We start from the raw sequence: 26,010 nt of genomic DNA, 5'->3' as shown, positions 1-26,010 counted from the left end.
GTCATCGCGGCGAAACATCCCCTTCGTAGGGTCGAGGGCGAGCACTGACACGGGAGGAGATCGATCGTGGACGACTGGCTGGGATTCGGGATCACGGTGGCGGCAAGCGTCGCGGTAGCGGTGGTGATCGCGTTGGCGGTCAAGCTGGTGATGCGCGCGGTCGCGCGGAGGAGCGCGTGGGCGGGCGAGCTGGTCACGCAGGTGCGCGCGCCGTTCTGGGCCCTGACGCTGCTGCTGGGACTGTGGTTCGGGGTGCACGCGTCGCTTCGCCGGAGCGACTGGATGCCCGCGATCTCGCAGGTGTTCACCATCGCGGCGATCGCGATCCTCGCATGGTTGCTCATCGCGGTCGTGAGGTTCGTCTCGGATGTGGCGCTCGACCACAACCGCATCGACATCCCCGACAACCGGCTCGCACGGCGGCTGCGTACCCAGACCCTCATCGTGAGGCGGCTCGCGATCGCGCTGATCGTGGTGATCGGGATCGGGGCGGCGCTGTTCACGTTCGACTCCGTGCGCGCGGTCGGGGCGTCGGTGCTGGCCTCCGCGGGCATCGCGTCGATCGTCGCGGGCCTCGCGGCGCAATCGGTGCTCGGCAACATGTTCGCCGGCATCCAGCTGGTGTTCTCGGATGCCCTGCGCGTCGACGACGTGATCGTGGCCCAGGGCGAGTGGGGCCGCGTAGGTGAGATCACGCTCAGCTACGTGGTGCTCGACCTGTGGGACGACCGCCGGCTGGTCCTGCCCTGCACGTACTTCACGACCACGCCGTACGAGAACTGGACCCGCCAGGGGTCGGAGCTGCTCGGGTCGGTGGAGTTCGACCTCGACTGGCGCGTGTCGCCCCAGCGGATGCGCGAGCACCTCGAGACGGTGCTGGAGCAGACGCCGCTGTACGACGGCCGCGCCTCGGTGCTCCAGGTGACCGAGGCGACCGGCGGCTACGTCCGCGTGCGGATCCTGGTGACCGCGAAGGACGCGCCCACGCTCTACGACCTCCGCTGCTTCGTGCGCGAGGCCATGGTGCTGTGGATCCAGTCCGTCATGCCGGATGCGGCGCCCGCGCAGAGGGTGCTGGTCTCCGAGGCCGCCGCGCCCGCCCCGCGCGGCCGTCGCAGCGCCGCGCCCGCGGAGCACGCCGACGGTGGTGGGCTCTTCACCGGCTCCGCCGAGGCCGAGGAGCGCGCGAGCCAGTTCACGCACGGCATCCCGCGAGTCACGGTCGACGGGGACGATGCGCCAACCGGGTCGGGCGGGGAGCCCTCCGACCGCCCGCTATGAGTTGGTGCGCTGCGGGTTGACGCGCTTGATCCACTCGACCAGGTCGTTGGTGGAGCGGGTCTGCAGCCACACGCGGCCGGGGCCGGTGAAGTCGGTGACGAGTCCCTCGCCGCCGAGGATGGTGGACTTCCAGCTGCCGGCCTTGCGGACGCTGTACTGGACGGTCTCGTCGAATGCGACCACGTGGCCGGTGTCGAGCGTCATGGTCTCTCCTGGCTGAAGCTCGGCGGCGAGGATCGCGCCGTAGGAGGACAGCAGCAGGTCGCCCGCGCCCGAGCAGCGCAGCAGGATGAGCCCCTCGCCGCTGAAGAACGACTTGCCACCTCCCCACTTCGAGTCGACGTCGATGCTCGGGTCGGACGCGCTCCACGACCCGGACTGCACCATCAGCCCGGCGCTGCCATCGAGCGTCACCTTGGCCATGTCGCCGGGCAGCGTGGAGGCGACGCCCACCTGGCCGCCGCTGCCGGAGTGGAAGTCGTTGACGAAGAAGCTCTCGCCGCCCAGCGAGCGCTTGAGGCCCTTCATGAACCCGCCCCGGGTCGACGTCTCGATCTGGATGTCGCCCCGCGTCATCGCCATCGCGCCGGCCTCGACCCGGACGGAGCCGCCAGGTGGCAGCGTGACCGTGCCCATCGCGAACGCGGGTCCCGCGGAGATGGTGACGTCCATGCCGTGCTCCTTGCCTCGTCGGTGAGAGCCCGCGGTGCGGGCGCGTTCCCACCGTAGCGAGGGACGATGCGCATGTCGCCTGGTCCGTCCGGGTCTGGCGGGTGTCGGCGCGCCTTGGTACGGTCGGTGCTGGATCACGAAGCCTGGCCACAAGCCCTCCAGCCGGCCAGCTGGCAACCGCGTCCCGACACGGTGCCCCTGGAGGAAGATCCGCCGCACGCCGCCCGGCGCGCGGAAGAACGGATTCTCTGAAGGAGAGAGCCATGGCTGATGCCACGCGTCCGCGCTGCCTGTACTCGGCGAGCGGACACCTCGTCCACATCATCCAGATCAAGCGCGCGTTGCGCGACGGGCCGCCGCGTGACATGCGGATCGTCGGCACCCACGAACGGGGCATCTACGTCGCGACGCTCGACGCACGCGACCAGGTCGAGACCTGGTGCATGCACGACGAGTGGCGCGAGATCGCCCACGCGGCCATCGCGCGACACCGCACTCACATCCGCGCGTACACATACGGGCTGGCGGAGATCATGGATCGCAAGGTCTCGTATGTGCCGCCGGACCGCTGGCGCGAATGCCCCGCATTCGAGGACCTCAAGGTCTGGGAGAGGCCGTGGGTCACGCGCGCGGAGCTCGAGGCCGAGATCGCGGCCGGCCGCTGGCCTGGAGCGAAGCCCGAGTCCGAGTAGCGATCACCAGTGCGGTCCCGGGTCGCTCTCGGCGGCCCGGGACCGCCCTCGGCCTGCTCGCGGATGCGCTCAGTCGTCACCGTCGCCGTCGCCGCAGACGTGGCGTGCGTGAAAGTCCAGAATCTGATCGATCGTGTCGGGCCGGTGGGTCTCCAACGCGATCTCGCGCGTGCCGAGCCGCACACCGCCCTCCACGAAGTTGTGCGACCCGGTGATCGCCGCACGCGCACCATCTACCCGGAAGAAGACCATCGCCTTGGCGTGCAGATAGCGGCTCCTCGTGTACATCGACCGATGGCCGGTCCATGCCATCGAGGAGGCGATCAGTACCCGGTTCGCGGGGCTGGCGTTGCGCGGCGGGTTGAACCACAACTCGCTGTCGCGTTCGCTGATGACCTTGCCGAGCTCTCCCGTGGGGCAGTACTGCGACATGAGGAGCACCCGGTCCGACTGCCGCGCCAACGCCACCGCCCGCCGGTAGATGATCGAGTCGCCGGGGATGCCGCCGTCCACCAGCACGCGGTCGCTGCCGTACCGGTACTCGAGCGACTCGTGACCCCGCTCGTGCAGGTTCATGTGCTGGATCTGGTGGTACACCGTCTCGAGGTCGTCGGCGAGACGCGCGTCGGCGATCCGGAGCATGAAGTCCGCGTTCTCGACGCCCTTGCGGTCCAGGTTCACCCCGCCGAACGCATACGAGGTGTCGTCCACGACGCAGAACTTCGTGTGCGTCCGGCCTCGCCACGGGAGACCCTTCTCGCGCCCCAGCCAGGTGAAGCGCACGCCTTCGCGAATGAGTTTGGAGGCCAAGGTGTCGGACCTGCGCCACGACTTGGTCCTATACCCGGTAGGGAGGAACGTGCCGGCGGCGTCGGCATAGGTGAACACATCCGCGGCTACCGACACCTCGACCCCGCGCCTCGCGGCCCACACGAGCGCCTCGATGAGGTCGTCCGTGCGGTGGTCGTGCGCGATGGTCAACGTCGTCAGGAGCACGCGCCGCTTCGCGTCGTGGACTCGCTGAGTCGCGTCGGCGACGTAGTCCTCGCCGCGGAGCAGCTGGGGCGGCGCGAGGTGTCCGCGGCGCCCTTGAGAGGACTCGCCGTGTGGTGGTGCCGGTGCACTGGTCACAGATCCACGCTTCCCTGCTGTCCCTCCAGTCTAGAGAGGCACGATGCGCGGTGGTGACGCGGGCGCGCGCAACGACGCTTGCCGGGATGGGTCCGACGTGAGGTGCGCTCGCGGGACTCGGACGCGCGCCTCGCCGGTGAGCATGGCAACGCGATGCTCCACGAAAGGCACACAGGGACTCCCTTGGGCGCACTCGTCTCACCCCGAAGCGCAGAGACGGCGGCCGGCAGGTGTTCCTGCCGGCCGCCGTCAGTGAGTTCCCCGTAGGAGTTCCAGACCTCGCAAGAGCGTCAGTGAGTTCCCCATGGGGCTCGGGTCAGCGCAGCACGGCCCCGAACTTCTCCCCTGCCGCCGCGATGATCGCGTTGCGGACCTCGAGCACCTCGTCAGCCGAGAGCGTGTGGTCCGCGTCGCGCATCTTCACGTTGATCGCCAGCGACTTCTTGCCCTCGCCGATCTGCTCGCCCGTGTAGACGTCGAACACACGCGCATCCTCGACCAGGCCGTCGCCGGCCTCGATCACGGCGTCCACCAGCGAGCCGGCGGTCACCGAGGCAGGAACCACGAACGCGAAGTCCTCCTTCGCGAGCACCTGACCGGAGACGGGCGACGCCGTGACCAGCACGCCCTCGGACTCCTCGATCAACGGGTCGAGCGCGACCTCGAATGCCACGGTGCGCGCGGGCAGGCCGAGGTTCTCGCACACCTTCGGGTGCAGCTCGCCGGCCGCGCCCACGATCTCGCCGTCGAGGCGGTAGATCGCCACGCGGCCCGGGTGGAACGGTGCAGTCGACTGGCGCTCCCCCGCCTCGTTCGAGATGTCGAGCACCACGCCGCACGCGCGCTCGACCTTCTCGACCATCGCCATCGCGTCGGTCCACTTCCACGGCGTGGCGTGGCCGTCCCAGCCGGCGGCGATCTTGTTGCCGGCCATCACGCCCGCAACGCGGCGCACCTGGCCCGGGATCGCCTTGTTGAGAGCCTCGACGTCGTCCGGCGTGATCGAGTCACCCGAGTAGGTGGCAGGCACAGAACCCACCAGGCGGCCCAGGTACGCGCGGCCGGTCTCGTAGACGGCGACGTCCTGCGCGCCGCGGCCCAGGTTGACGCGCACCGCGTCCACCAGCGTCTCCACCAGCGCCGTGCGCAGCAGCGGCTGCTCGGCGGACAGCGGGTTCGCCAGGCGGATCACGTCGCGGCGGACGTCGTCCGACGGCAGCAGGCAGTCGTCGAGGCGGGACTCCGAGATGAACGGGTAGGTGAGCACCTGGGTCAGCCCGGCCTCGGCCAGGGACCGCGCCACCGACTTCCGCACGATCTGCGAGTGCGTGTACCCGCGCCCGGGAGGCGCGACGGGCAGCACGGACGGCAGGTTCTCGAAGCCGCGCAGGCGCGCGACCTCCTCCACCAGGTTGATGGGGCCCTCGAGGTCGGCACGCCACGTCGGCGGCGTCACGATGAGCACCTCGCCATCGCGCTCGACCGTGCAGCCCACCTGCTCGAGCGAGTCGGTGACCTCCTCGACCGAGTACTCGACGCCCACGATCCGCGACGGGTAGTCGCGGTCCATCTCGATGGCCTGCACGGGCGCGACGTCGTCGACGTCGGTGTAGATCTCCTCGATCACGCCGCCGCCGTGCTCCACGAGCAGGTTCGCGGCACGCTGCACCGCGACCGGGGGCAGCGCGGTGTCGACGGCCCGCTCGAACCGCCGCGACGCCTCCGAGCCCAGCTTGTGACGGCGCGCCGTGCGCGCGATGGTGATCGGGTCGAAGTGCGCCGCCTCGAGCAGCACGTCCGTCGTGGACGCGGAAACCTCGGTCAGCGCGCCGCCCATGACACCGGCGATGCCGATCGCGCGAGCGCCGCGCCCACCAGCAGAGTCCGTGATGAGCAGGTCCTCGCCGTCGAGCACGCGCGTCGCGTCGTCCAGCGTGACGATCTGCTCGGCCGGACGCGCGCGCCGCACCACGATGGGCGCGGCGAGCGTCGCGAGGTCGTACGCGTGCAGCGGCTGACCCAGCTCGAGCATGACGTAGTTGGTGACGTCCACGGCAAGCGAGATCGACCGCATGCCCGCCGCCTCGAGCCGCTGCTTCATCCACGACGGCGACGCCGCCGCAGGGTCGAACCCGCGCACCACCCGTGCCACGAACCGGTCGCATCCGACCGTCCCGCGCACGGGCGCATCGTCCCTGATCTCGACGGCGAAGCCGTCGCCGACGGTCCCGGTGACCGGCAGCCCGGCGGGATCGGTGAACGATGCGCCGGTCGCGTGAGCGTACTCGCGCGCCACCCCGCGGATGGAGAACGAGTAGCCGCGGTCGGGCGTGACGTTGATCTCGATGGTCTTCTGGTCCAGGCCGAGCAGCGGGATCGCGTCCTGGCCAGGCTCGAGGGAGTCAGCGGAGAACCCCAGCTCGGTGAGCACGATGATGCCCGAGTGGTCCTCGCCGAGGCCCAGCTCGCGCGCCGAGCAGATCATGCCGTCCGACCAGTGGCCGTACGTCTTGCGGCCCGAGATGGGGAACGGGCCGGGCAGCGTCGCGCCCGGGAGCACCACGACCACCCAGTCGCCCTCGACGAAGTTGTGCGCGCCGCACACGATGCCCTTCGAGGACGGGTAGTCGACCTTGTTGTCGGGCTTGTGGCCCGGGCCGGCGGGGTCGTTGAAGGCACCGACGTCGACGCGGCAGTAGTTGATGGTCTTGCCGTTGGACTGCTCCTCCTTGACCAACGACATGACACGGCCCACCACGAGCGGACCGACCACGCCGGAGCCGTGGATCCCCTCCTCCTCCAGCCCGACGCGGGCGAGCGACGTGGCGATGTCCTCGGGGGTCGCGCCGTCGACCAGGGCGACCGACTCCGCGAGCCAAGAAAGCGGAATCTTGGGCATCAGATCTCCATCCCGAACTGCTGAGAGAAGCGCACATCGCCCTCGACCATGTCGCGCATGTCGGTGACGTTGTGGCGGAACATCAGGGTGCGCTCGATCCCCATGCCGAAGGCGAACGCGGTGTACTTCTCGGGGTCGATCCCCGCCGCCACCAGGACGTTCGGGTGGGTCATGCCGCAGCCGCCCCACTCGATCCAGCCGGTGCCGCGGCACGTGCGGCAGGAGGGGTCCTCGCCGCCGCACACGAAGCAGCGCAGGTCCATCTCCGCGCTCGGCTCCGTGAACGGGAAGAACGACGGCCGCAGGCGCGTCACCGCGTCCGGCCCGAACAGCGACTTCGCGAAGTGGTCGAGCGTGCCCTTGAGGTGCGCCATCGTCAAACCGCGATCGATCGCGAGGCCCTCGATCTGGTGGAACACCGGGGTGTGCGTCGCATCGAGCTCGTCGGTGCGGAACGTCTTGCCCGGGCACACGACGTAGATGCCGCGGCCCTCGTTCTCCAGGGCGTCGCGGCGCTCCAGCGCGGCACGCACCTGCACCGGCGAGGTGTGGGTGCGCATGAGCAGCCCCGAGCTAGGCGGGTCGATGAAGAACGTGTCCTGCATCTCGCGCGCCGGGTGGTCCGGGTCGAAGTTGAGGGCGTCGAAGTTGAACCACTCCGCCTCCATCTCCGGCCCCTCGGCGACCTCCCAGCCCATGGAGACGAACACGTCGCACATGCGCTCCTGCATGGTCTCCAGCGGGTGGCGGGCGCCCGGCGCCTGGCGCGAGACGGGCAGCGTGACGTCCACGGCCTCCTCGACCAGCACGCGCGCGTCGCGCTCCGCCTCGAGCTCCTCGGTGCGCGCGGCGAGCGCGCGGCCCATCGCGGCGCGGGCGGCGCCCATCGCCTTGCCGGCGGCGGCCTTCTCCGCGGGCTCGAGCCCGCCGATCTGCCGGTTGGCGAGCGTCAGCGCGGCCTTGTCGCCGGTGTGAGCGAGGCGGGCCTCCTTCAGCTCGTCCAGGGAGGATGCTGCGGCGAAGGCGGCCAGCGCCTCGGCGACCGCGGCGTCGACGCCGGCGGCGTCGAGCGGGGAGAGTTCAGTCATGGGTGGCCCTTCACAGCCTCGAAAACAACCGGGGGAAGTCTAGCGGGCGCGCGCGGGACGATGCGGGCGCGCGGCATGCGTTCAGGCCCGGGGGTTCTCCCCGGGCCTAGAGAAACAGACGCACGGCGGCGCGGCGCATGATGCGGGCCTGGCTCGTGGTCATGCGGCCACCGTAGCAGGACGATGCCGCGGCCGGGTAGGCCGCCCGGCCCACCTCAGCGCCGCGTCGCCTCGTAGGACACGCCCTTGCCGCTGCGGCGGCCGCCCACCATCGCCTCGTCGGCGGCGCGCACCAGGACAGGCAGGCGGTACTCGCCGTTCGCGGTGTCCGCCCAGCCGGCGCTCACCCCCACCTCGAAGCGCTCCCCCACCGCGCGCTCGAGCGTCATGTGGGCGCTGGTGCGCAGCCGTTCGACCGCGTGTCCGGGGTCCTCGTCGGCGCTGAGCCACAGGACCGCGGCGAACTCGTCGCCGCCCAGGCGCCCCACGACGTCCCGGGGACCCGACGCCCTGGCGAGGCCGTCGGCGACGGCGCGCAGCGCATCGTCCCCCGCCTCGTGGCCCGCGCCGTCGTTGACCGCCTTGAAGTTGTCGAGGTCGAACACCGCGACCACCACCTGGCCGTCGCGGCGGCGCGCCGCCTGGAGGACGTCGTTGCCGCGCACCTCGAAGTGGTGGCGGTTGGACAGGCCCGTGAGGGGGTCGGTGCGGGCGCGCACGGAGACCTCGCCGGCGGGGCGCCGCAGCGCCCACAGCACCAGGCTCATGATGAGCGTCACCACCACGATGACGACCGTGTAGAGCACCATCGTGTGTTCCACGGACGCGACGGCGGGCAGGGCGGCGTCCGCGTCGACCGCGACCGTGAGCGTCCACGGCAGGCTGTCGCTCACGGCGCGTGCGTACGTCACGGGGTTCCCCAGCGCGACGATGCCTGCCGACGCCCGCTCGGTCACCGCATCGTCCGGCAACGTGAGGGCGGGGTCGCCCGCCAGGGTGACGCCGTTGGAGCCGATCACGGATGCGTCGCCGTAGGTCATCGCGGGCGACCCGCTGAGCGCGCCCGTGAACATGCCGGCGTCGAGGCGCACGGCCACCACCGCGACGGGCTCGCCATCGCCGTCGCGGGCCGCGAGCGCCGCGTGGACCACCGTGCGACCCACCTCGCGCGCGCGCTCCGGATCGCTCCACACGACGGTGCCGGACCGGCGTGCCTCCTCGATCCACGTGGCCTCGGGGGCGGCGGGAGTGCGGACGATGCCGGGGCTGCGACGGTCGAGCTCCACGACCGTGCCGTCCTCCCCGATCACGGTGATCGCGGCGATCGCGGCCTGGCCGTCCATGAGGGGGCCGAGCTCGTCGAGCACGCGCTCGGAGTCCTGGACGATGCTGGGGTCCGCGGCGACGGACGCCGCCACACCGCGCGCGGCCGCCTCCGCGGGACGCGTCGCGCCCTCGAGCTGCACGGCCGTGGCGTCGCCCACCAGGGTCGCGCCCTGGATCGCCGCGTTCTCCGCGTCCGCGCTCACGCTCGCGCGGACGCCGAGGGTGGTGAGGCCGATCACCACAAGGCCGACGATCACCGCCCCGAACGCCCACGGCAGCGGGTCGGACGGGCTGCGGACGGCGAGGCGGCGGGACATCGCCGGCTAGAAGATCGGGCTCGGGACCTGCAGGACCGTGAGCACCATCGCCATGACCGCCGTGTTGACGATCGGCAGCCCGAGCCGCAGCGCCCGGGGCATCTGCGGGTTCTTCACCAGGAAGATGTTGGTGAAGAACATGATGACCGCGAGGATCGCGCCGATGAAGCTCCACAGGATCAGCAGGAGCGGGGCGAACATCGCGACCTTGACCGCCGGCTCGACGTGGGCGCCCATCTTGAGGATGGGCGTGCCGTCGAGGCGCAGCGTCTGGAAGCCGGGGAGCAGCCCGTTCGAGGTGAGCTTGGCGACGCCGCCCTTGCGGAGCGGGATGTCCCACGCGCCCTTGCGACGCTTGATGACGTCACCGTCGATGCGGATCTTGTAGAGCAGCCCGAGGACCCCGTCGACCTCGACCTTTCCCCGCGCGTCGGGGATGTCGAGCCGGCGTGTGTTGTCCATGGGGCCTCCTCAGTTCCCGGGGAGACTATCAGCCGGGCGCGAGGTCTCCCCCGCATCGTCCCTGGGTGCGCCGCCGCCCGCCGTGCCCGCCGCGTGGCCGAAGGCATATGTGCGGCCCTTGCGGACGCGTTTGCCCGCGACGAGGGCGTCGTCGGCGGCGGTCTGGAGCGTGTGCGCGTCGTAGCCGGTGGTCGCGGTGGTGGCGAAGCCCGCGGTCGCGCCCACGCCGGAGGCGCCGTGGAAGGACTCGAGGATCGCGAGGGCGACGTCGTCGCGGATGCGCCGCGCGAGCTCGACGGCGGAGGCCCGGTCGCCCACGCGCATCACGACCACGAACTCGTCGCCGCCCACGCGCGCGGCCACATCGCGCTGACGCACCGACCCGCGGAGCGTGTCGCCGACCGCGGCCAGCACCACGTCTCCCGCGTCGTGCCCATAGTCGTCGTTGACCTGCTTGAAGTCGTCCAGGTCGAGCGCGATGAGGAGGATGGTGTCGCTCGTCTGCTCGGCGGAGCGCAGGATCGCGCGGAGGCGACGCGTGTACTCGTAACGGTTGGCCAGTCCGGTGAGCGCGTCCGTGGCGGCGCGCACGCGCATGGTCCGGATGGGGCGCCACAGCTGCAGCGCGACCACCGCGGCGACGATCACCATGAGGATCGACAGCGAGGTCACCCACACCGCGGTGCGCTGGAAGTCGTTGAGCGAGGGGGTGAGGTCCTTCGCGCTCGCCTCGAGGTGGAGGACCCAGTCGAGGCCCGTCTCGGCATCCATCTCGCGCTCGAGGCTGACGGTGTCGCCGCGCTCGCGGATGGCCTCGCCCGCCTGGTCCAGGGCCGTGGGCGCGACTGTCGGGAGGTCGAAGTCGGCGGCGCTCGGCGGCGTGTCGGTGGCGCCGAGGATGCGGCGGAGCTCCTCGCGGGCGCCCGCCGGGGCGGCGACCACGCGGCCGTCGCCGGTGAGGATGAACGCGCGCGCGTCCGAGCCGAGCGGGATGTCCTCGAGCAGCGCACCCAGCAGGTCGAGGTCCAGGTCCGCGCCCACCACGGCGGCGGTCTCGCCGTCGACGGCGACCGCGGTCACCGGAGAGACGACGATCTCGCCGTTGCGCGCGGAGATGTACGGCTCCGTCCACGTCACGCCATCGTGCGCGAGCGCGTCCTGGTACCAGGCGCGGGACGTCACCGAGTAGTCGATGGAGGCCTCGGTCGAGTCGAGCTCGACGAGGTCCTCGCTGTAGCGGGTGGTGACGACGGTCGCGCCGCCCTCCAGGACGGGCGAGACGGCGAGCCGGGTGTACGCCGCGTCGTCGTCATCCGAGGCCGCGAGGCCGGTCCCCTCGATGCCGGCCACCGCCGTGAGCCGTCCATCGGGACTCGCGACGAAGATCGAGCCGACCGCGGGTTCGCGCTCGAGACGGTCGGCGAGGGCCCGCAGCAGGTCGTCCTGATCCATCGCGCCGCCGTGACGCTCAAGCTCGGAGGCGGTGCCCTCCACCACGTCCGAGGCCGCGCCCGCGAACGTCGCGACGCGTTCCGACATGAGGTCGCCCACGTAGGCGTACGTGTCCGCGCTGGCGGCGTCGAGGGTGCGGTCCGCGACCACGGCGTTGAGGATCGAGGTCACCATGAGGGCGACCAGGGTGAGGACCACGATGGCGACGGCGACGACCATGCCGCGCGACCGCGCCACGCGACTCCTGATCACCCCGAACCTCATGTACCTATTGTCGGTTCTCACCTGGGCGTTTCAGCCGAATCCCCGGGTGGTCTTCGTCACAGGGCGGCGCGAGATTACCGGCGCACGGCGCGGGATCAGCCGCGCTGCGCGGCGGCCGAGGCGTAGAGGCACACCGCGGCGGCGGTGCCGAGGTTGAGGCTCTCGGCGTGGCCGTAGATGGGGATGCGCACCACGGCGTCCATGAGCTCGAGCTCCTCCGGACGCAGGCCCCAGGCCTCGTTGCCGAAGACCCACGCGGTAGGTCCGGCGAGCGACTCGTCGCCCCCCGCGCCGGCACCCGCGGCGGGGTCGCCCAGCAGGTCTTCGCCCGAGCCGTCCGCGGCGAGCACCGTGAGGCCGGCGGCGCGGAGCGCCTCGACGGCCTCCGTGAGCGGGGCGCGCGCCACCGGCAGGTGGAACAGCGAGCCCGCGGTGGAGCGGATCACCTTGGGGTTGCCGGGGTCCACGGACTCGCCGGCGAGCACCACCGCGTCGGCACCCGCGGCATCGGCGACACGGATCACCGTGCCCGCGTTGCCCGGGTCGCGCACGTTCGACAGCACCGCGACCAGGCGCGGCGCGGCGGCCACCACGTCGTCGAGCGACGTGCCCGTGGAGTCGAGCACGGCGACCACGCCCTGCGCGTCCGCGCTCATCGCCTCGAGAACCGCGTCGGTGCCCAGGTGGACGTACAGCCCGGCGGCGAGCGCCTCGGCCCCGATCTCGGGGTAACGCAGCGACGCGTCGGGCGACAGGTAGACGTCCCGGACCCGTGGCGCGGCGAAGCGGACCGCCTCGCGCACCGCCTGCGGACCCTCGACGAGGATCGCGCCGGCCCGGGAACGCGCAGAACGCCCCGCCAGGGCCGCGACTCTCTTGACCCGTTCGGCCTTCGGATTCGAAAGCGTCACGGTGAGGTCAGCAGGCCCGGCGGGGCGTTCCGTCATGCGAGATCTCCCTGAAGGGAAGGCGTCTTACGCGGCGGGCGCGTTGACGTCGGCCGGAAGGGCCTTCTTCGCGGTCTCGACGAGGGTCGCGAAGGCGGCCTCGTCGTTCACCGCGAGCTCGGCGAGCATGCGGCGGTCCACCTCGATGCCAGCGGCCTTGAGGCCCTGGATGAAGCGGTTGTAGGTGATGCCGTTCGCACGGGCCGCAGCGTTGATGCGCTGGATCCAGAGCTTGCGGAAGTCGCCCTTGCGCTTGCGGCGGTCGTTGTACGAGTAGACGAGGGAGTGGGTGACCTGCTCCTTCGCCTTCCGGTAGAGGCGCGAACGCTGGCCGCGGTAACCAGCGGCGCGCTCGAGGGTGGTCCGGCGCTTCTTCTGGGCGTTGACCGCCCGCTTGACGCGTGCCATTTCAGTTCTCCTAAAGGTACGTGTGTGGGGGCGGGGCTTACTTGCCCAGCAGCTTCTTGATCTTCTTCGAGTCGGCGTCGGACAGGATCTGGTCCTGGGCCACGCGGCGCTTGCGCGACGAGTGCTTCTCCTCGAACTTGTGGACGTTCATCGCCGAGGCGTGCTTCACCTTGCCGGTGCCGGTGAGCTTGAAGCGCTTCTTGGCACCCGAGTGGGTCTTGTTCTTGGGCATTGCTGCCTCTCCTTCTAGGTCTGGCTGGGCCCGGTGGAGCCCAGCACGTTTCACGGGCGGCGGGCGCCCGAAGACTGTGTGCGTCCTGCGACGACTACTCGGCTGCCGACTCCTCGGCGACCGGCTCGGCATCCTGGTGGGGTGCCTTGCGCTCCTCGCGCGCCGCCGCCTCCGCGGCCTTGCGCTCCTCGCGCACCTTGCGCTGCTCCTCCTTGGCCTCCGCCTTCTTCTTCAGCGGACCCAGGACCAGCGACATGTTGCGGCCCTCCTGGTTCGGCGCGTTCTCGACGACGGCGAACTCCTGGACCTCCTCCGCGAGCTTCATCAGCAGGCGGCGGCCCATCTCGGGGCGGGACTGCTCGCGACCACGGAACATGATCGTGATCTTGACCTTGTCGCCACCCTTGAGGAACCGGACCACGTGACCCTTCTTGGTCTCGTAGTCGTGCTCGTCGATCTTCAGGCGGAACCGCATCTCCTTGATCTCGGTGTTCGCCTGGTTGCGACGTGCCTCACGCGCCTTGACCGCAGCCTCGTACTTGAACTTGCCGTAGTCCATGAGCTTGACGACGGGAGGACGCGAGTTGGGCGCCACCTCGACCAGGTCGAGCTCGGCGTCCTGCGCCAGACGGAGGGCATCCTCGATGCGGACGATGCCGACCTGCTCACCCTTCGGGCCGACCAGGCGGACCTCGGGGACTCGGATGCGCTCGTTGATGCGCGGCTCGTTGATAGCGGCTCCTTACCGTTGCTCTGTGCGACCTCCTGGCCGGCACCCACCCCAGAAACGGGAAAAGGCCCCTGCCCGAACACGAGCAGAGGCCACCGCGGAAACGCACGGCTTGCCTCGCGGCAGCCGCCGGAACCTAGACCCTGGTCCTCGCGGTCCTAGGGTGGGAGGTGGACTCCACTTGCGTGTTGCAGCACCTGCCGCAACCGGTCGATGGACAAGAATAGCAACTATGAGCAGTGATGACCAGGCAACAGGTCCCGGCGCGCCTGAAGACGCCGCCAACACCCCCGCGGGGGGCGCCTTCGCAGGGGACGATGCGGGGGCCGGCCAGGCCGCCCGCGACATCGCCGAGGTGGGCGCCGTGGAACTTATCACGACCGTAAGCGTTCACCTCCTGAGTGCGGCCGCGCTTCGGTGCGGCCTCGCGGAGGAGGGCGACGAGCTCACGGACCTGGACGAGGCGCGGACCATCATCAACGCGCTCGCCGGCCTGGTCACGGCGGCCGCGCCCGATCTCGGCGACACTCACGCGCGCGTCCTGCGGGACGGGTTGCGGAGCGTACAGTTGGCGTTCCGGGAGGCCTCGGCCATCCCGGACCGGCCCGGAGACGGGCCCGGCGAGAAGTACACGGGGGCGGTCACGTAGTGACGACTGGGGAGGACAGCCGTCGAGGCGTCGCGAGCGGCGACCTCGCTACGGCGGCGAGCCCTCGTGAGGGCACCCCGGTCCCCCGCCTCCCCTTCTTCCCCGTGACGCTTCCCGCGATCCCCGACAGGCCGGTCGACCCCACGGATCGCACGGACCACGTCGACACCGACGAGATCCCGATCGTGGGCGCCGGCGCGCCCAAGCCGACCGTCGACGCCGCGCACCCGTTCGGCGAGGACGACGACGCCGACCCGGTGGTGACGGACGAGGACGACGCGAGCGACAGCGCCCACCCGGCCGCGGAGCCCGGTGACAACGAGGAGCCCGCGATCGAGCATCGTCCCCGGCCCGTGGGCCTCGTGGTCGTGGTCGCGATGCTCACCGTGCTGCTGCTCGCCGCCTCCGCGCTCATCGCGTACCTGTGGCGCGTCTCGAACGCGTGGGAGGAGCGCGCCGTCGCGATCACCGAGGCGAACTACGACATCGGCTCCGAGCTCGCGCAGGAGCGCGACACGCTCACGGTGACGCAGGACCAGCTCGACCTGGTGTCGCAGCAGCTCAGCACGTCCAAGGACACGGTGACGCGTCTCCAGGCCGAGAACGCGCAGTGGGGCGACGACGCCGCGTACGCGCAGGAGGAGATCGCCGCGCTCCAGACGATCATCACCAACGCGAGCGCCGTCGCGACGTCGCTCAGCCGCTGCATCGACGGCCACACGCAGCTGGTCGAGTACCTCGACAACCCCGACGACATCAAGCCCAAGGAGCTGCGCGCCTTCCGCGCGAGCGTCGACGAGCTGTGCCAGTCCGCCGCGGATGCCAACGTCGCGTTCCAGCAGTCGGTGGCTCCGTGACCCGCAGGACGCTCGTGGGTGCGACCCTGGCCGCCGCCCTCACGCTCACCGGCTGCGCATCGCTCCCGCAGGAGCCGGGGGCCATGCCCGAGGACTTCGTGCCCGCCCCGTCCGTGTCCCCGGGGGACGGCTCGGTGGTGCTCTCCCCCGACGGGTTCTCCGCGGCGCAGCGCATGACCGTGCGCGTCCGCAACGTCGGCTGCGGATTCATCGCGACGGGCACCGGGTTCGCGCTCGACAACCACACGCTGGTCACCAACCGGCACGTGGTGGAGGACGCGAAGCGCATCACCCTCACCACGTACGACGGCCGGTCGATCGCCGCGACCGCCGCGTCGACCACCACCGTCGCGGACATCGCGATCGTCACCACCGAGGAGGCGCTCGGCACGTCCTACGCCTTCCGCGCACAGCAGGACCCGACCGAAGGCGACGTCATCACCGTGGTCGGCTACCCCAACGGCGGAGAGCTCACCACCACCACCGGCGTGGTGCTCGGCGCGACCACCGACCCCCTCGAGGCCGCGGTGGGCACGGTCCTCGCGACCAGCGCGAAGGTCCAGGAGGGCTCCTCCGGCTCGCCCGTGCTCGACGAGAGCGGCCACGTGGTGGGCGTCATCTACGCGAAGAACTTCTCCGACCAGAGCTTCATCGTGCCCATCTCGACGCTCAACTCGCTGCTCGACGAGGCGTCGCTGTTCGTGCCCGAGCAGAGCTGCACCTCCTCCAACCCGGGCGGGCTGTGACGGAGCCGGAGCACGGGGAACCGGTCGAGCCGGGTGACGGCCCGGCCGGGGCCGACTCCTCGACCGGCATCTCCCGACCGCGCCGACGCCGCGGCCTCGCGATCGCGCTCGCCGTGACGCTCGCCGCGCTGGTGGGCCTCGCCGTCGCGGTGGGCCTGCTCGCGACGGCGCGCGGGAACTGGGAGGCGCAGAACGCGGACCTGCGCGACCGCGTCGACACGCTGGTCGACGAGGTCTCCGACCAGAACGCTCGCCTGTCCGAGCTCGAGGGCGCGAAGGAGCAGCTCGCGCAGCTCAAGGAGGAGTACTCCTCCGCGGTGAACCAGGGTGCCCAGGGCACCGAGCTGGTCGAGGAGCTCGAGGACATCGTGGACGCGTACCAGCACTGCGTCGACGCGCAGTCGGAGCACTTCGACGTGCTCAGGAACATCGACCGCTACGTCGCGTCGAGCGTCGACGAGTCCGAGCAGTCGATCCGCGACTTCTGCTCCGAGGTGGCCGCGGCGTACGTGAGCTTCCAGGCGAAGCACGGCTGATCCGCATGAGGAGTCGGCGTCCTGGCGTCCCCGCGCTCGCCGCGACCCTCGCGGCGGCCCTCACCCTCGCCGCGTGCGTGCCGCTGTCTCCCCCGCCCTATGCGACGCCCACTCCCGCCGAGCCCTCGACCGCCCCGCAACAGGGCGACGGCTTCACCCGCGGCGAGCGGGTGGCGCTGCGGGTGTGGGCGGTCGCGTGCGATTCCTACCGCAACGGCACCGCGTGGATGCTCGACGAGACCCACGCCGTCACCAACCGACACGTGGTCCGCGCCACCACCGTCATCGAGCTCACCGACTATCAGGGACGCGAGTACCACGTCACCGCCGCCGAGTACTCACGGGACGACGACCTCGCGCTCCTCACCATCGACGGCGCCTTCCCCGAGGCGGCCACCCTCGCGACCGAGGAGCCGGCGGTGGGCGACCCGCTCACCGTGTCGGGCTTCGCGCTCGGCGGCCCGCTCGCGTCGCGCACCGGTCCGTATCGCGGGCTGCGCGAGAACGCGCTCGACCGGGACGGGGCGGAGATCTACTTCGTCGAGGTGCTCGCGCGCGAGGGAAACTCGGGCTCGCCGCTCACCGACGCGGCCGGCGACGTGGTGGGCGTGGTCTTCTCCTCGGACGGCGAGGACTTCGCCGGCGCCGTCACCCTGCCGCGCCTCGAGGCCTTCCTCGAGGACGATGCGCCGCGCACCACGGTCGACACGACCTGCTGAGCGCGCGCCCGGGCGGGCGGGATCAGGCCTGCGCGAGGCGCAGCTCGACGCTGTCGACGCGTTGCGCGACCACCGCCGACCGGGCGAGCTCGTGCTGGACGCGCTCGATCACGGCGTCGAGCTCCGGCTGGGTGAGCCCGGGCACCAGGCGGAGCACCACCGCGATCTCGGCACCGCGCCCGGGGACGGCATCCACGCCGCGAAGCGATCCGTCGAGCGCGACGGACTCCTGAACGGCCGCGCGGATGTCCGCGGCCACCTCTCCCTCGACCACCGCGGGCCGCCACGGCTCGCCCTGGCCCAGCGACCACACCGCGGGGCGCGGGATGAGCACCGTCTCCATGCCGGGGTTGAGGACCAGGCTGCTCCACCCCTCCGCCGCCGCGGCGAGCGCCGCACGGGGCCCCTCAGCGGGGATAGGGCGGGCGCGCTCGTTCCACGCGCGCATCGCGTCGACGTCCGTGAACACGGGCAGCGCGGTACGGCCGTCGGGCATCTCGACGGCGACCACGCCCGTCGAGGCGACCTCGTCCTGCTCGAGCCCATGCTTGCCGATCACACGCTTCTCCCCCGATGCCATCACCGGGATGAGGACGCGCGCGTAGGCAAGCGCGTCGACCACGTCGAGCAGCGGGGCCTTGCCGTGCGAGTAGCGGATCAGGGCCTGCGCGAGCCGCGCGTCCGCGCTGCCGTCGTCATCCGCGAAGATCGACTCGGGGATCTCCTTGCGGGGCTCGGACTCGCTCATGGCTCCATGCTAGGGGCAGGGTCCGACGCTCCGGCCCCTCACAGGCCCGCGAGCGCCTCGAGGTCGGCGATCGCGCCGTCCGGCGTGGAGAACACGTCCGCCGATCCGTCGAGTCGTGCCCAGCGGCAGCCGTACGCCTCAAGGACGATCGACGTGACCTCGGTGCCGCTCACCGCCGTCACCAGGTACTCCGGGCCGAGCTCCATGGTGCACGGAGCGCCCGGGTCGGCGGGCTCGAACCCGTCGACGAGCGCGCGCAGCGCGTCCGTGTCCTCGATCGTGGCGGGCCCGTCGACCAGGGTCCACACGTCCGAGGGCGAGTACACGCACAGCCACGCCGCATCGATCTCACCGTCGAGCGGGATGCTGCCGGTGACGTCCGCGTCGCGGTCGTACGCGCGCGTCTCCTCGCACCCCGGGGTCGGGATCGCGGTCGGCTCGGCCGCACCGCCCGGGTCGGACGCCGTCGCACACCCGGCCAGCACCATCGCCGCCGCCATCAGGACCGCCAGAGCGCGCATCGTCCCTCCCTCTCGCAGGATAGACGCGCGGCGCGCGCGAAGCGTTGGGGGGCGGGAGGCTACGGGCGCCCGGCGACGTCGAGCGCCTGCGGGAGCGTGAAGTTGCCGTTGTAGAGCGCCTTGCCCACGATCGCGCCCTCGATGCCGGAGGCGGTGAGGGTGCGCAGCGCGGCGATGTCCTCGAGCGAGCTGATGCCGCCCGACGCGACCACGGGCGCGGAGGTGGCCTCGCACACCTGCTGCAGCAGCTCGAGGTTCGGGCCGGACAGCATGCCGTCCTTCTTGACGTCGGTGACCACGTAGCGGGCGCAACCGGCGGCGTCGAGGCGCGCGAGCACCTCCCACAGGTCTCCGCCGTCACGCGTCCAGCCGCGGCCGGCCAGCGTGGTGCCGCGGACGTCGAGGCCCACCGCGATGCGGTCGCCGTGGCGGTCGATCGCGCGGGCGGTCCACTCGGGGTTCTCGAGCGCCGCGGTGCCCAGGTTGACACGGGCGCAGCCGGTGGCGAGGGCGCGCTCGAGCGACTCGTCGTCGCGGATGCCGCCGCTCATCTCGACCTTGACGTCCACCGCCTTCACCACGTCTGCCAGGAGCTCCGCGTTCGAGCCGCGACCGAACGCCGCGTCGAGGTCCACCAGGTGGATCCACTCCGCGCCGCCGTTCACCCAGTCGAGCGCCGCGGCCAGCGGGTCGCCGTAGCCGGTCTCGGAGCCGGCCTCGCCCTGCGTGAGGCGGACGGCCTGGCCGTCCGCGACGTCGACGGCGGGCAGAAGCTCGAGGCGGGGGGTCTCGGTCATGGTTTCCTCTCGGGGGGACGATGCGGGGGTCACGTCGGTCAGAGCGACGTCACCCAGTTGCGGAGCAGCTGGAGGCCGGCCTCGCCGGACTTCTCGGGGTGGAACTGGGTGGCGCTCAGCGGGCCGTTCTCGACGGCGGCGACGAAGCGGTCCTCACCGTCGCCCGAGCCGGCGGTCGACCAGGTGACGAGGGGCGCGGCGAAGCGGCCGGTGTCCTCGGTGGTGCCCAGCGGGAACTCGCGGGCGCCGTACGAGTGGACGAAGTAGAAGCGCTCGTCCTCGACGCCGGCGAACAACCGCGTGTCCGCAGGCGCCTCGACGTGCGCCCAGCCCATGTTGGGCACGACGGGCGTCTGCAGCAGCTCGACCACGCCGGGCCACTGGTCGAGGCCCTCGGACTCGGTGCCGTGCTCGACGCCGCGCTCGAACATCACCTGCATGCCCACGCAGATGCCCAGCACGGGGCGGCCGCCGGACAGGCGGCGACCCACGATCTGGTCGCCGCGCGCGGCGCGCAGCCCGTCCATGACGGCCGCGAAGGCGCCCACGCCCGGGACCACCAGGCCGTCGGCGTTCTCCGCGACCACGCGGTCGGAGGTGAGCTCGACGCGCGCCCCCACGTGCTCGAGGGCGCGCGTGGCGGAGCGGACGTTGCCGAAGCCGTAGTCGAACACGCACACGAGCGGCCGGGTCATGACTGCGCCTTCTTCAGCGCCTTGGTCTCCCTGAGCAGCTCGCGGTACGCCTTCACGCGCCCCATGTCGGTCGATTGGACCTTCTGCTCGTGGGTCTCGGCCACCTGGTCGAGGGTCTGCGCGCCGGTGAGGAGCGTGGTCACCACGCCGGGCGCGTCCGCGAGCGCGAGGCCCGCGGGGAGCTCCCGCTCCATCGCGCCCGCCTTCCACAGCTCGACCTTCACGTTGCCGTCACGGCTCTCCGCGAGCAGGAACTCGGCGCCCTTGACGAAGCCGGACAGCGCCCGGGCGGCGTGCCGCGCGGACCCTGCCGTCGCATGGTCCAGCACGGCGATGGGTCCGCCGCTGGTCTCGAGCACGCGCCCCCGCACCTTGTGCAGCGCGCACAGCGCCGTGAGGAAGCGCGGGTTCGGGATCGGGGTGAGCAGCAGGGCGACGTCGGTCAAAGCGCGCCCTTCGTCGACGGGATGCCCTCGACGCGCGGGTCCGTCGCGACCGCGAAGCGCAGCGCGCGGGCGAGCGCCTTGAACTGCGCCTCCACGATGTGGTGCGGGTCGCGGCCGGCGAGCACGCGCATGTGCACGCAGATGCCCGCGTGGTGCGCGATGGACTCGAGCGCGTGGCCCGTGAGGGAGCCCGCGAAGTTGCCGCCGATCAGGTGCGTCGCCTGGCCCACGGGCTCGCCGACGTGCACGAAGTAGGGGCGGCCGGAGACGTCGACGACGCACTGCGCGAGGGCCTCGTCGAGCGGGACCAGGGCGTCACCGAAGCGGGAGATGCCGGCCTTGTCGCCGAGCGCCTGCTTGAGCGCCTCGCCGATGCAGATCGCGACGTCCTCGACCGTGTGGTGCGAGTCGATGTGGATGTCGCCCGTGGCGCGGACGGTGAGGTCCATGAGGGAGTGCTTGCCGAGCGCGGTGAGCATGTGGTCGTAGAACGGCACGCCCGTGCTGATCTCCGTGCGGCCCGAGCCGTCGAGGTCGAGCTCGACCAGGACGGAGGACTCGGACGTGGTGCGCTCGACGCGACCGGTGCGGCTCATGCGGTGACCTCCAGCAGGGCGCTGCGGAACAGCGCCATCTCCTGCGGCGTGCCGATCGACACCCGCAGCCAACCCTCGGGGCCCGTGACGCGGATGAGAACGCCGCGCTCCAGCAGGCCCTGGAATACCCTCTCACGATCCTCGAACGGGCCGAACAGCGCGAAGTTCGCGTCCGTGTCCGCGACCGTGTAGCCCTGCTCGCGCAGCCAGGCGACGGTGTCGTCGCGCTCGGCGCGGATCTCGTCGACCTGGGCCTGGAGGTCGCGGTGGTGGGCCAGCGCCGCGCGGGCGGTCGCCTGCGTCACGCCGCTGAGGTGGTACGGCAGGCGGACGATCCGCAGGGCATCGATGACCTCCTCGTGCGCCGCGAGGTAGCCCAGCCGTCCGCCCGCGAGCGCGAACGCCTTCGACATGGTGCGGCTCACCGCGAGGTGCGGGTGGTCAGGCAGCAGGGTCGCGGCGCTGGGGACGCCGCGGCGACGGAACTCCGCGTAGGCCTCGTCCACCACGACGATGCAGCCGCCCGGCACGTCCGAGGCGGCCGCGAGCAGCGCCTCCACGTGGGCGAGGGGCAGCGCGGTGCCGGTGGGGTTGTTGGGGCTCGCGACGATCACCATGACCGGGTGCGTCTCGCGGATCGCCGCGGCAGCGGCCTCGATGTCGAGCGTGAAGTCGTCGCTGCGCGGGAACGTCACGTACTCGGTGAGGGTGTCGCGCGCGTACTCGGGGTACATCGAGTAGGTGGGCGCGAAGCTCAGCACGGTGCGTCCCGGGCCGCCGAACGCCTGATGCAGGTGCAGCATGACCTCGTTGGAGCCGTTGGCGGCCCAGATGTTGCGCGCCTCGAGGAAGTCCACGTGGCTCTCCGCCGCGAGGTACGTCGCGAGGTCCTGACGCAGGCCCAGGAAGTCGCGGTCCGGATAGCGGTTGAGGCCCTCCGCGGCCTTGCGCACGGCGGATGCGATCGCGTCGACCACGGCGTCCGGCGGCGAGTACGGGTTCTCGTTGACGTTGAGACGGGCGGCCACCTCGAGCTGAGGCGCGCCGTACGGCTCGAGCCCGGCGAGGTCGGGGCGGATCGGCAGGGTCATGGGGCGATTCTAGTGAGCCCCGTCACGCTCCCCCGCCGCGCAGCGTGAGCGCGAGCAGCGCGATGTTCAGGGCGACGATCAGCCCCACCACGGTCCACGCGACCGCCTTCACGCGCAGGGAGTTCGCGTGCTCGCCCATCACCGCCCTGTCGGAGGTGAGCCGCACCAGCGGGACGGCCGCGAACGGGATGCCCAGGCTGAGCACCACCTGCGAGATCACCAGCGCCCAGGTGGGGTTCGCGCCGGCGCCGAGGAGCACCAGCGCGGGGATGAGCGTGATGGAGCGCCGCAACCACACGGGGATGTGACGGTGCAGCAGCCCGCCCATGATCGCCGAGCCGGCGTAGCAGCCCACCGACGTGGACGCGAGGCCCGAGGCGAGCAGGCCCACCGCGAACGCGCCCGCGATGACGGGCCCGAGCGCGGACTCGATCGCGGCGTGCGCGCCCTCGATCGAGTCGGTGCCCTCGACGCCGCGCAGGCTCCCGGCGGCGAGCAGCAGCATCGCGATGTTGACGGAGCCCGCGATGAGCAGCGACAGCCCCACATCCCACTTGGTGGCGTGGAGCAGGCGGGCGAGCTTGGGCTTGTCGTGGCCGACGCCGTGCCGGTCGCGCGCGAGCGACGAGTGCAGGTAGATCACGTGCGGCATCACCGTCGCGCCCAGCATCGACGCCGCCAGCAGCACCGTGCCCGGTCCCTCGAAGCGCGGCACCAGTCCCGCCGCCGCCCCGCCCCAGTCCGTGTCCGAGACCGCGAGACCGGCCATGAACCCGATCGCGATCACCGCGAGCAGCCCCATGATGACCATCTCGAACTGGCGCTGGCCGCGGCGGCTCTGCACCGCGAGCAGGCCCAGCGAGACGAGCCCCACGATGAGGCCGCCCAGCACCAGCGGCAGGTCGAACAGCAGGTACAGCGCGAGCGCGCCGCCGATGACCTCCGCGAGGTCCGTCATCGCGGCGACCACCTCCGCCTGCGCCCAGTACGCAAGGCGACCGCGGCGGCCCAGGCGGCCGCGCAGCAGCTCGGGCATGGAGTGTCCGGTGACCAGGCCGAGCTTGGCGGACGTGTACTGGATGAGCACCGCCATGAGGTTGGACGCGACCAGCACCCACACGAGCAGGTAGCCGTACTCCGCACCCGCCGTGAGGTTGGCGGCGACGTTGCCGGGGTCCACGTACGCCACCGCCGCGACGAACGCGGGTCCGATCAGGGTGACGATGCGCCGGATGGGTCCGTGCGAGCGCTCCGCGCGCTCGCGGTTGCGCTCGACCAGCGTGTTCGACACCCGCGGTCCTCCGGTCTGACGTGCGTGCTCGGGGTGCGACGACGCCGGGACGGCGCCGTCGATGGGAAGTTAGGCTACCCGAACTTCTGTGCCGGTCGCGACGGGACGATGCGCGTGTCACCGATGCCGCGCATCGTCCCCGCTGATGGCGGCGAGGGTGGTGTCGGAGCCCCGCCCTACCATCGGGGGATGGTCGCCTCCCCCGCCCCCCTCGCCCCCGCATCGTCCCTCCGCGAGGACGCCGAGGCGGCGCTGCGCGCCCTGGTGGGGCGCGGCGACGTCGCGCTCCGCGAGGACCAGTGGACGGCGATCTCCGCGCTGGTCGAGCGGCAGGCCCGCGCGCTCGTGGTGCAGCGGACGGGATGGGGCAAGTCCGCGGTCTACTTCGTGGCGACACGGCTGCTGCGCGCCCGCGGGGCCGGCCCCACGGTGATCGTGTCGCCCCTGCTCGCGCTCATGCGCGACCAGATCGCGGCGGCCGCGCGCGCGGGGATCCGGGCGGTGACGGTCAACTCCGCGAACGTGACCGAGTGGGACGCGGTGCACGCGTCGATCGCCGCGGGCGAGGTGGACGTGCTGCTGTGCTCTCCCGAGCGGCTCAACAACCCGCAGTTCCGCGACGAGGTGCTGCCGCGCCTCGCGGCGGACGCGGGGCTGGTGGTGATCGACGAGGCGCACTGCATCTCGGACTGGGGCCACGACTTCCGCCCCGACTACCGCCGCATCCGCACGCTGCTGGCGGAGCTGCCCGCGGGCATCCCCGTCCTCGCGACCACGGCGACGGCGAACGCGCGCGTCACCGCGGACGTGGCCGAGCAGCTGGGCGTGTCCGGGGCGGGCGCGGGCCCCGAGGTGCTGGTGCTGCGCGGGCCGCTCGACCGCGAGTCCCTGCACCTCGCGGTGCTCGACCTGCCCGACCCCGCCGCGCGCGTGGCATGGCTCGCCTCGTCGCTGGGCGCGCTCGACGGGTCGGGGATCGTGTACTGCCTGACGGTCTCCGCTGCGGAGGAGGTCGCGTCGCAGCTGCGCGCCACGGGGCTCGAGGTCGCGGCGTACACGGGCCAGACGGATCCGGCGGAGCGTGAGCGGCTCGAGGGCGAGCTGCGGGACAACCGGGTGAAGGCGCTGGTCGCGACGTCCGCGCTGGGGATGGGTTTCGACAAGCCCGACCTGGCGTTCGTGGTGCACCTGGGCGCGCCGTCCTCCCCCATCGCGTACTACCAGCAGGTGGGCCGCGCGGGACGCGGCGTCGAGCGCGCGGTGGTGGCGCTCCTGCCGGGGCGCGAGGACCGGGCGATCTGGGAGTGGTTCGGCTCGCAGGCCTTCCCTCCCGAGGAGACGGTGCGTGCGACGCTCTCGGCCCTGTCGCCGGACGCGCCCACGTCGGTACCGGCGCTCGAGGCGCGCGTGGACCTGCGACGGTCGCGGCTCGAGGCGATGCTGAAGGTGCTCGACGTCGACGGAGCGGTGCGACGCGTGCAGGGCGGGTGGATCGCGACCGGGGAGCCCTGGGCCTACGACGCGGAGCGGTACGCGCGCGTCGCCGAGGCACGGCGGTCCGAGGAGCGCACCATGCTGGAGTACCAGGGGCTGTCGGGCTGCCGGATGGCGTTCCTCCGGGACGTGCTCGACGACCCGGAGCTGGAGGACGGCTGGGCGTGCGGCCGCTGCGACGCGTGCGGCGGCGTGACGCTGCCCGGCGCGCCGTCTGCCGCCGCGGTCGAGGCGGCGCAGGCGGGGCTCGACCGCGTGGGCGTCGAGGTGGTCGCTCGCCGCCAGTGGCCCACCGGGATGGACGCGCTCGGGCTCGACCTGCGCGGCCGCATCCCGGCCGGCGAGCAGGCGGCCGCTGGCCGCGCGGTGGCGCGGCTCGACGGGTTGGGCTGGTCGGGCGCGCTGCGTGACCTGTTCGAATCGCGCGGAGAGGACGGGCGCCCGGTCGACGGCGAGACGCCGGTGCCGCTGCGGACCGCGGCGGTGCGGGTGCTGCGCGACTGGGACGAGCTGTGGGTCGGCGGCGTCGGCGTGAACGGAGGGGCCGGCGCGCGCCCCGTGGTCGACGGCGTGATCGCGGTCCGCTCCGCGACCCGGCCGCTGCTGGTCGACCACCTCGCCTCGGGTCTCGCGCGCTGGCTCGAGGTGCCGCTGCTCGGGTCGGTCGGCCCGGTGGCGGCGCTCACGGAACCCTCACGGCACGACGTCAACTCGGCGGTGCGCCTCGCGGGGGTCGCGCGCAGGCTCGCGCTCGAGGTGTCTCCCGGCACCGTCGCGGGTCGCCGCCTGCTGCTGGTCGACGACCTCACGGACTCGGGCTGGACCCTCACCGTGGCCGCGCGGCTGCTGCGTCAGGCGGGTGCCCAGGAGGTGCTGCCGTTCGTGCTCGGGGTGCGGTAGGGGCATCGTCCCGCCGCGCGGCG

General features: G+C 72.1%; 27 protein-coding genes and 1 riboswitch. Of the genes, 8 read left to right on the top strand and 19 right to left on the bottom strand.

Annotated elements, in window-relative coordinates; genetic code table 11:
• Positions 1-66 precede the first annotated feature (66 nt).
• On the top strand, positions 67-1,281 hold the full coding sequence (locus AOM01_RS13445) for a mechanosensitive ion channel family protein (protein ID WP_228374314.1): 1,215 nt from the start codon (positions 67-69) through the stop codon (positions 1,279-1,281).
• Here the strand turns inward: AOM01_RS13445 and AOM01_RS13440 are convergent.
• Complete coding sequence (locus AOM01_RS13440; RefSeq protein ID WP_062294464.1) at positions 1,276-1,953, bottom strand: TIGR00266 family protein; 678 nt, start codon at positions 1,951-1,953, stop codon at positions 1,276-1,278. The genes AOM01_RS13445 and AOM01_RS13440 overlap by 6 nt on opposite strands.
• A 132-nt stretch (positions 1,954-2,085) precedes the next feature.
• A riboswitch (SAM riboswitch) is annotated at positions 2,086-2,199 on the top strand.
• Positions 2,200-2,216: 17 nt separating this feature from the next.
• Between AOM01_RS13440 and AOM01_RS13435 the strand changes: the two genes are divergently transcribed.
• Positions 2,217-2,645 carry a hypothetical protein gene (locus AOM01_RS13435; RefSeq protein ID WP_062294461.1) on the top strand — a complete coding sequence of 143 codons (429 nt, stop codon included), beginning with the start codon at positions 2,217-2,219 and terminating at the stop codon, positions 2,643-2,645.
• Between the two features lie 69 nt (positions 2,646-2,714).
• On the opposite strand, the gene AOM01_RS13430 is transcribed toward AOM01_RS13435, so the two are convergent.
• The 10 genes from AOM01_RS13430 to infC all read right to left on the bottom strand — a co-directional run bounded on the left by AOM01_RS13430 (position 2,715) and on the right by infC (position 13,856).
• The gene (locus AOM01_RS13430) at positions 2,715-3,776 is read right to left on the bottom strand and encodes a phospholipase D-like domain-containing protein (protein ID WP_082110262.1); all 1,062 of its coding nucleotides are present in this window, start codon (positions 3,774-3,776) and stop codon (positions 2,715-2,717) included.
• Between the two features lie 316 nt (positions 3,777-4,092).
• Positions 4,093-6,675, bottom strand: coding sequence for a phenylalanine--tRNA ligase subunit beta (gene pheT / locus AOM01_RS13425; RefSeq protein ID WP_062294457.1), 2,583 nt, complete (start codon positions 6,673-6,675; stop codon positions 4,093-4,095).
• Positions 6,675-7,763: a phenylalanine--tRNA ligase subunit alpha gene (pheS, locus tag AOM01_RS13420; RefSeq protein ID WP_062294455.1), complete on the bottom strand. Its 1,089-nt coding sequence runs from the start codon at positions 7,761-7,763 to the stop codon at positions 6,675-6,677. Before pheS ends, pheT begins: the two co-directional genes overlap by 1 nt.
• A 215-nt stretch (positions 7,764-7,978) precedes the next feature.
• The gene (locus AOM01_RS14765) at positions 7,979-9,406 is read right to left on the bottom strand and encodes a GGDEF domain-containing protein (RefSeq protein WP_062294453.1); all 1,428 of its coding nucleotides are present in this window, start codon (positions 9,404-9,406) and stop codon (positions 7,979-7,981) included.
• A gap of 6 nt (positions 9,407-9,412) precedes the next feature.
• Positions 9,413-9,868, bottom strand: coding sequence for a hypothetical protein (locus AOM01_RS13410; RefSeq protein ID WP_062294452.1), 456 nt, complete (start codon positions 9,866-9,868; stop codon positions 9,413-9,415).
• A gap of 9 nt (positions 9,869-9,877) precedes the next feature.
• Positions 9,878-11,584 carry a diguanylate cyclase gene (locus AOM01_RS13405; RefSeq protein ID WP_082110261.1) on the bottom strand — a complete coding sequence of 569 codons (1,707 nt, stop codon included), beginning with the start codon at positions 11,582-11,584 and terminating at the stop codon, positions 9,878-9,880.
• A gap of 95 nt (positions 11,585-11,679) precedes the next feature.
• Positions 11,680-12,531, bottom strand: a complete 852-nt coding sequence (locus AOM01_RS13400) for a TrmH family RNA methyltransferase (RefSeq protein WP_062294447.1) — start codon at positions 12,529-12,531, stop codon at positions 11,680-11,682.
• 27 nt (positions 12,532-12,558) lie between these two features.
• Entirely contained in the window at positions 12,559-12,939 is a 381-nt protein-coding gene (rplT, locus tag AOM01_RS13395; protein WP_062294445.1) for a 50S ribosomal protein L20, read from the bottom strand.
• A gap of 37 nt (positions 12,940-12,976) precedes the next feature.
• Positions 12,977-13,171 (bottom strand): 50S ribosomal protein L35, encoded by a 195-nt coding sequence (gene rpmI / locus AOM01_RS13390; protein WP_062294442.1) that lies wholly within the window; start codon positions 13,169-13,171, stop codon positions 12,977-12,979.
• 94 nt (positions 13,172-13,265) lie between these two features.
• Positions 13,266-13,856, bottom strand: coding sequence for a translation initiation factor IF-3 (gene infC, locus AOM01_RS13385; RefSeq protein ID WP_267127732.1), 591 nt, complete (start codon positions 13,854-13,856; stop codon positions 13,266-13,268).
• 277 nt (positions 13,857-14,133) lie between these two features.
• Here infC and AOM01_RS13380 point away from each other — a divergent pair, with 277 nt between their 5' ends.
• The 5 genes from AOM01_RS13380 (at position 14,134) to AOM01_RS13360 (ending at position 17,408) form a co-directional block, all read left to right on the top strand.
• Positions 14,134-14,550, top strand: a complete 417-nt coding sequence (locus tag AOM01_RS13380) for a DUF1844 domain-containing protein (RefSeq protein WP_228374313.1) — start codon at positions 14,134-14,136, stop codon at positions 14,548-14,550.
• Positions 14,551-14,654: 104 nt separating this feature from the next.
• Entirely contained in the window at positions 14,655-15,407 is a 753-nt protein-coding gene (locus tag AOM01_RS13375) for a hypothetical protein (RefSeq protein WP_062294439.1), read from the top strand.
• Positions 15,404-16,153 carry a S1 family peptidase gene (locus AOM01_RS13370; RefSeq protein WP_062294437.1) on the top strand — a complete coding sequence of 250 codons (750 nt, stop codon included), beginning with the start codon at positions 15,404-15,406 and terminating at the stop codon, positions 16,151-16,153. The genes AOM01_RS13375 and AOM01_RS13370 overlap by 4 nt, the downstream gene beginning before the upstream one ends.
• Entirely contained in the window at positions 16,150-16,689 is a 540-nt protein-coding gene (locus AOM01_RS13365) for a PilN family protein (protein WP_062294435.1), read from the top strand. The genes AOM01_RS13370 and AOM01_RS13365 overlap by 4 nt, the downstream gene beginning before the upstream one ends.
• A gap of 5 nt (positions 16,690-16,694) precedes the next feature.
• Positions 16,695-17,408, top strand: a complete 714-nt coding sequence (locus tag AOM01_RS13360; RefSeq protein WP_062294432.1) for a S1 family peptidase — start codon at positions 16,695-16,697, stop codon at positions 17,406-17,408.
• Between the two features lie 22 nt (positions 17,409-17,430).
• On the opposite strand, the gene AOM01_RS13355 is transcribed toward AOM01_RS13360, so the two are convergent.
• From AOM01_RS13355 to AOM01_RS13320, 8 genes are read right to left on the bottom strand one after another with little or no spacing between them, the layout of a single operon-like run.
• Positions 17,431-18,156 carry an SseB family protein gene (locus AOM01_RS13355; protein WP_062294431.1) on the bottom strand — a complete coding sequence of 242 codons (726 nt, stop codon included), beginning with the start codon at positions 18,154-18,156 and terminating at the stop codon, positions 17,431-17,433.
• A 38-nt stretch (positions 18,157-18,194) separates the two neighbouring features.
• Positions 18,195-18,677 carry a hypothetical protein gene (locus AOM01_RS13350; RefSeq protein ID WP_062294429.1) on the bottom strand — a complete coding sequence of 161 codons (483 nt, stop codon included), beginning with the start codon at positions 18,675-18,677 and terminating at the stop codon, positions 18,195-18,197.
• A gap of 59 nt (positions 18,678-18,736) precedes the next feature.
• Positions 18,737-19,474 carry a bifunctional 1-(5-phosphoribosyl)-5-((5-phosphoribosylamino)methylideneamino)imidazole-4-carboxamide isomerase/phosphoribosylanthranilate isomerase PriA gene (priA, locus tag AOM01_RS13345; protein ID WP_062294426.1) on the bottom strand — a complete coding sequence of 246 codons (738 nt, stop codon included), beginning with the start codon at positions 19,472-19,474 and terminating at the stop codon, positions 18,737-18,739.
• Between the two features lie 38 nt (positions 19,475-19,512).
• Complete coding sequence (hisH, locus tag AOM01_RS13340) at positions 19,513-20,169, bottom strand: imidazole glycerol phosphate synthase subunit HisH (protein WP_062294425.1); 657 nt, start codon at positions 20,167-20,169, stop codon at positions 19,513-19,515.
• Complete coding sequence (locus AOM01_RS13335; protein WP_062294423.1) at positions 20,166-20,615, bottom strand: hypothetical protein; 450 nt, start codon at positions 20,613-20,615, stop codon at positions 20,166-20,168. The genes hisH and AOM01_RS13335 overlap by 4 nt, the downstream gene beginning before the upstream one ends.
• Positions 20,612-21,211, bottom strand: coding sequence for an imidazoleglycerol-phosphate dehydratase HisB (gene hisB, locus AOM01_RS13330; RefSeq protein ID WP_062294420.1), 600 nt, complete (start codon positions 21,209-21,211; stop codon positions 20,612-20,614). Before hisB ends, AOM01_RS13335 begins: the two co-directional genes overlap by 4 nt.
• Positions 21,208-22,302 (bottom strand): histidinol-phosphate transaminase, encoded by a 1,095-nt coding sequence (locus tag AOM01_RS13325; RefSeq protein WP_062294418.1) that lies wholly within the window; start codon positions 22,300-22,302, stop codon positions 21,208-21,210. Before AOM01_RS13325 ends, hisB begins: the two co-directional genes overlap by 4 nt.
• Positions 22,303-22,324: 22 nt before the next feature.
• Positions 22,325-23,593: an Nramp family divalent metal transporter gene (locus AOM01_RS13320; protein ID WP_082110259.1), complete on the bottom strand. Its 1,269-nt coding sequence runs from the start codon at positions 23,591-23,593 to the stop codon at positions 22,325-22,327.
• 189 nt (positions 23,594-23,782) lie between these two features.
• On the opposite strand from AOM01_RS13320, the gene AOM01_RS13315 reads away from it, so the two are divergent.
• A complete protein-coding gene (locus AOM01_RS13315; RefSeq protein ID WP_062294416.1) occupies positions 23,783-25,987 on the top strand; it encodes a RecQ family ATP-dependent DNA helicase in 2,205 nt (734 codons plus the stop codon).
• Positions 25,988-26,010: the final 23 nt, after the last annotated feature.

It is taken from the genome of Demequina phytophila, assembly GCF_000971135.1.
GTDB classification, from domain to species: Bacteria; Actinomycetota; Actinomycetes; order Actinomycetales; family Demequinaceae; genus Demequina; species Demequina phytophila.
Note: the sequence above shows the minus strand (reverse complement) of the source record. Positions and strands in the feature narration are given on the sequence as shown.

Bases quoted from the DNA above. Each gene is read 5' to 3' on its own strand.
- AOM01_RS13440 (WP_062294464.1), bottom strand. From the start codon at position 1,953: ATGGACGTCACCATCTCCGCGGGACCCGCGTTCGCGATGGGCACGGTC.
- AOM01_RS13435 (WP_062294461.1), top strand. From the start codon at position 2,217: ATGGCTGATGCCACGCGTCCGCGCTGCCTGTACTCGGCGAGCGGACAC.
- pheT (WP_062294457.1), bottom strand. From the start codon at position 6,675: ATGCCCAAGATTCCGCTTTCTTGGCTCGCGGAGTCGGTCGCCCTGGTC.
- pheS (WP_062294455.1), bottom strand. From the start codon at position 7,763: ATGACTGAACTCTCCCCGCTCGACGCCGCCGGCGTCGACGCCGCGGTC.
- AOM01_RS14765 (WP_062294453.1), bottom strand. From the start codon at position 9,406: ATGTCCCGCCGCCTCGCCGTCCGCAGCCCGTCCGACCCGCTGCCGTGG.
- AOM01_RS13410 (WP_062294452.1), bottom strand. From the start codon at position 9,868: ATGGACAACACACGCCGGCTCGACATCCCCGACGCGCGGGGAAAGGTC.
- AOM01_RS13405 (WP_082110261.1), bottom strand. From the start codon at position 11,584: ATGAGGTTCGGGGTGATCAGGAGTCGCGTGGCGCGGTCGCGCGGCATG.
- AOM01_RS13400 (WP_062294447.1), bottom strand. From the start codon at position 12,531: ATGACGGAACGCCCCGCCGGGCCTGCTGACCTCACCGTGACGCTTTCG.
- rplT (WP_062294445.1), bottom strand. From the start codon at position 12,939: ATGGCACGCGTCAAGCGGGCGGTCAACGCCCAGAAGAAGCGCCGGACC.
- rpmI (WP_062294442.1), bottom strand. From the start codon at position 13,171: ATGCCCAAGAACAAGACCCACTCGGGTGCCAAGAAGCGCTTCAAGCTC.
- AOM01_RS13380 (WP_228374313.1), top strand. From the start codon at position 14,134: ATGAGCAGTGATGACCAGGCAACAGGTCCCGGCGCGCCTGAAGACGCC.
- AOM01_RS13360 (WP_062294432.1), top strand. From the start codon at position 16,695: ATGAGGAGTCGGCGTCCTGGCGTCCCCGCGCTCGCCGCGACCCTCGCG.
- AOM01_RS13355 (WP_062294431.1), bottom strand. From the start codon at position 18,156: ATGAGCGAGTCCGAGCCCCGCAAGGAGATCCCCGAGTCGATCTTCGCG.
- AOM01_RS13350 (WP_062294429.1), bottom strand. From the start codon at position 18,677: ATGCGCGCTCTGGCGGTCCTGATGGCGGCGGCGATGGTGCTGGCCGGG.
- priA (WP_062294426.1), bottom strand. From the start codon at position 19,474: ATGACCGAGACCCCCCGCCTCGAGCTTCTGCCCGCCGTCGACGTCGCG.
- hisH (WP_062294425.1), bottom strand. From the start codon at position 20,169: ATGACCCGGCCGCTCGTGTGCGTGTTCGACTACGGCTTCGGCAACGTC.
- hisB (WP_062294420.1), bottom strand. From the start codon at position 21,211: ATGAGCCGCACCGGTCGCGTCGAGCGCACCACGTCCGAGTCCTCCGTC.
- AOM01_RS13325 (WP_062294418.1), bottom strand. From the start codon at position 22,302: ATGACCCTGCCGATCCGCCCCGACCTCGCCGGGCTCGAGCCGTACGGC.
- AOM01_RS13315 (WP_062294416.1), top strand. From the start codon at position 23,783: ATGGTCGCCTCCCCCGCCCCCCTCGCCCCCGCATCGTCCCTCCGCGAG.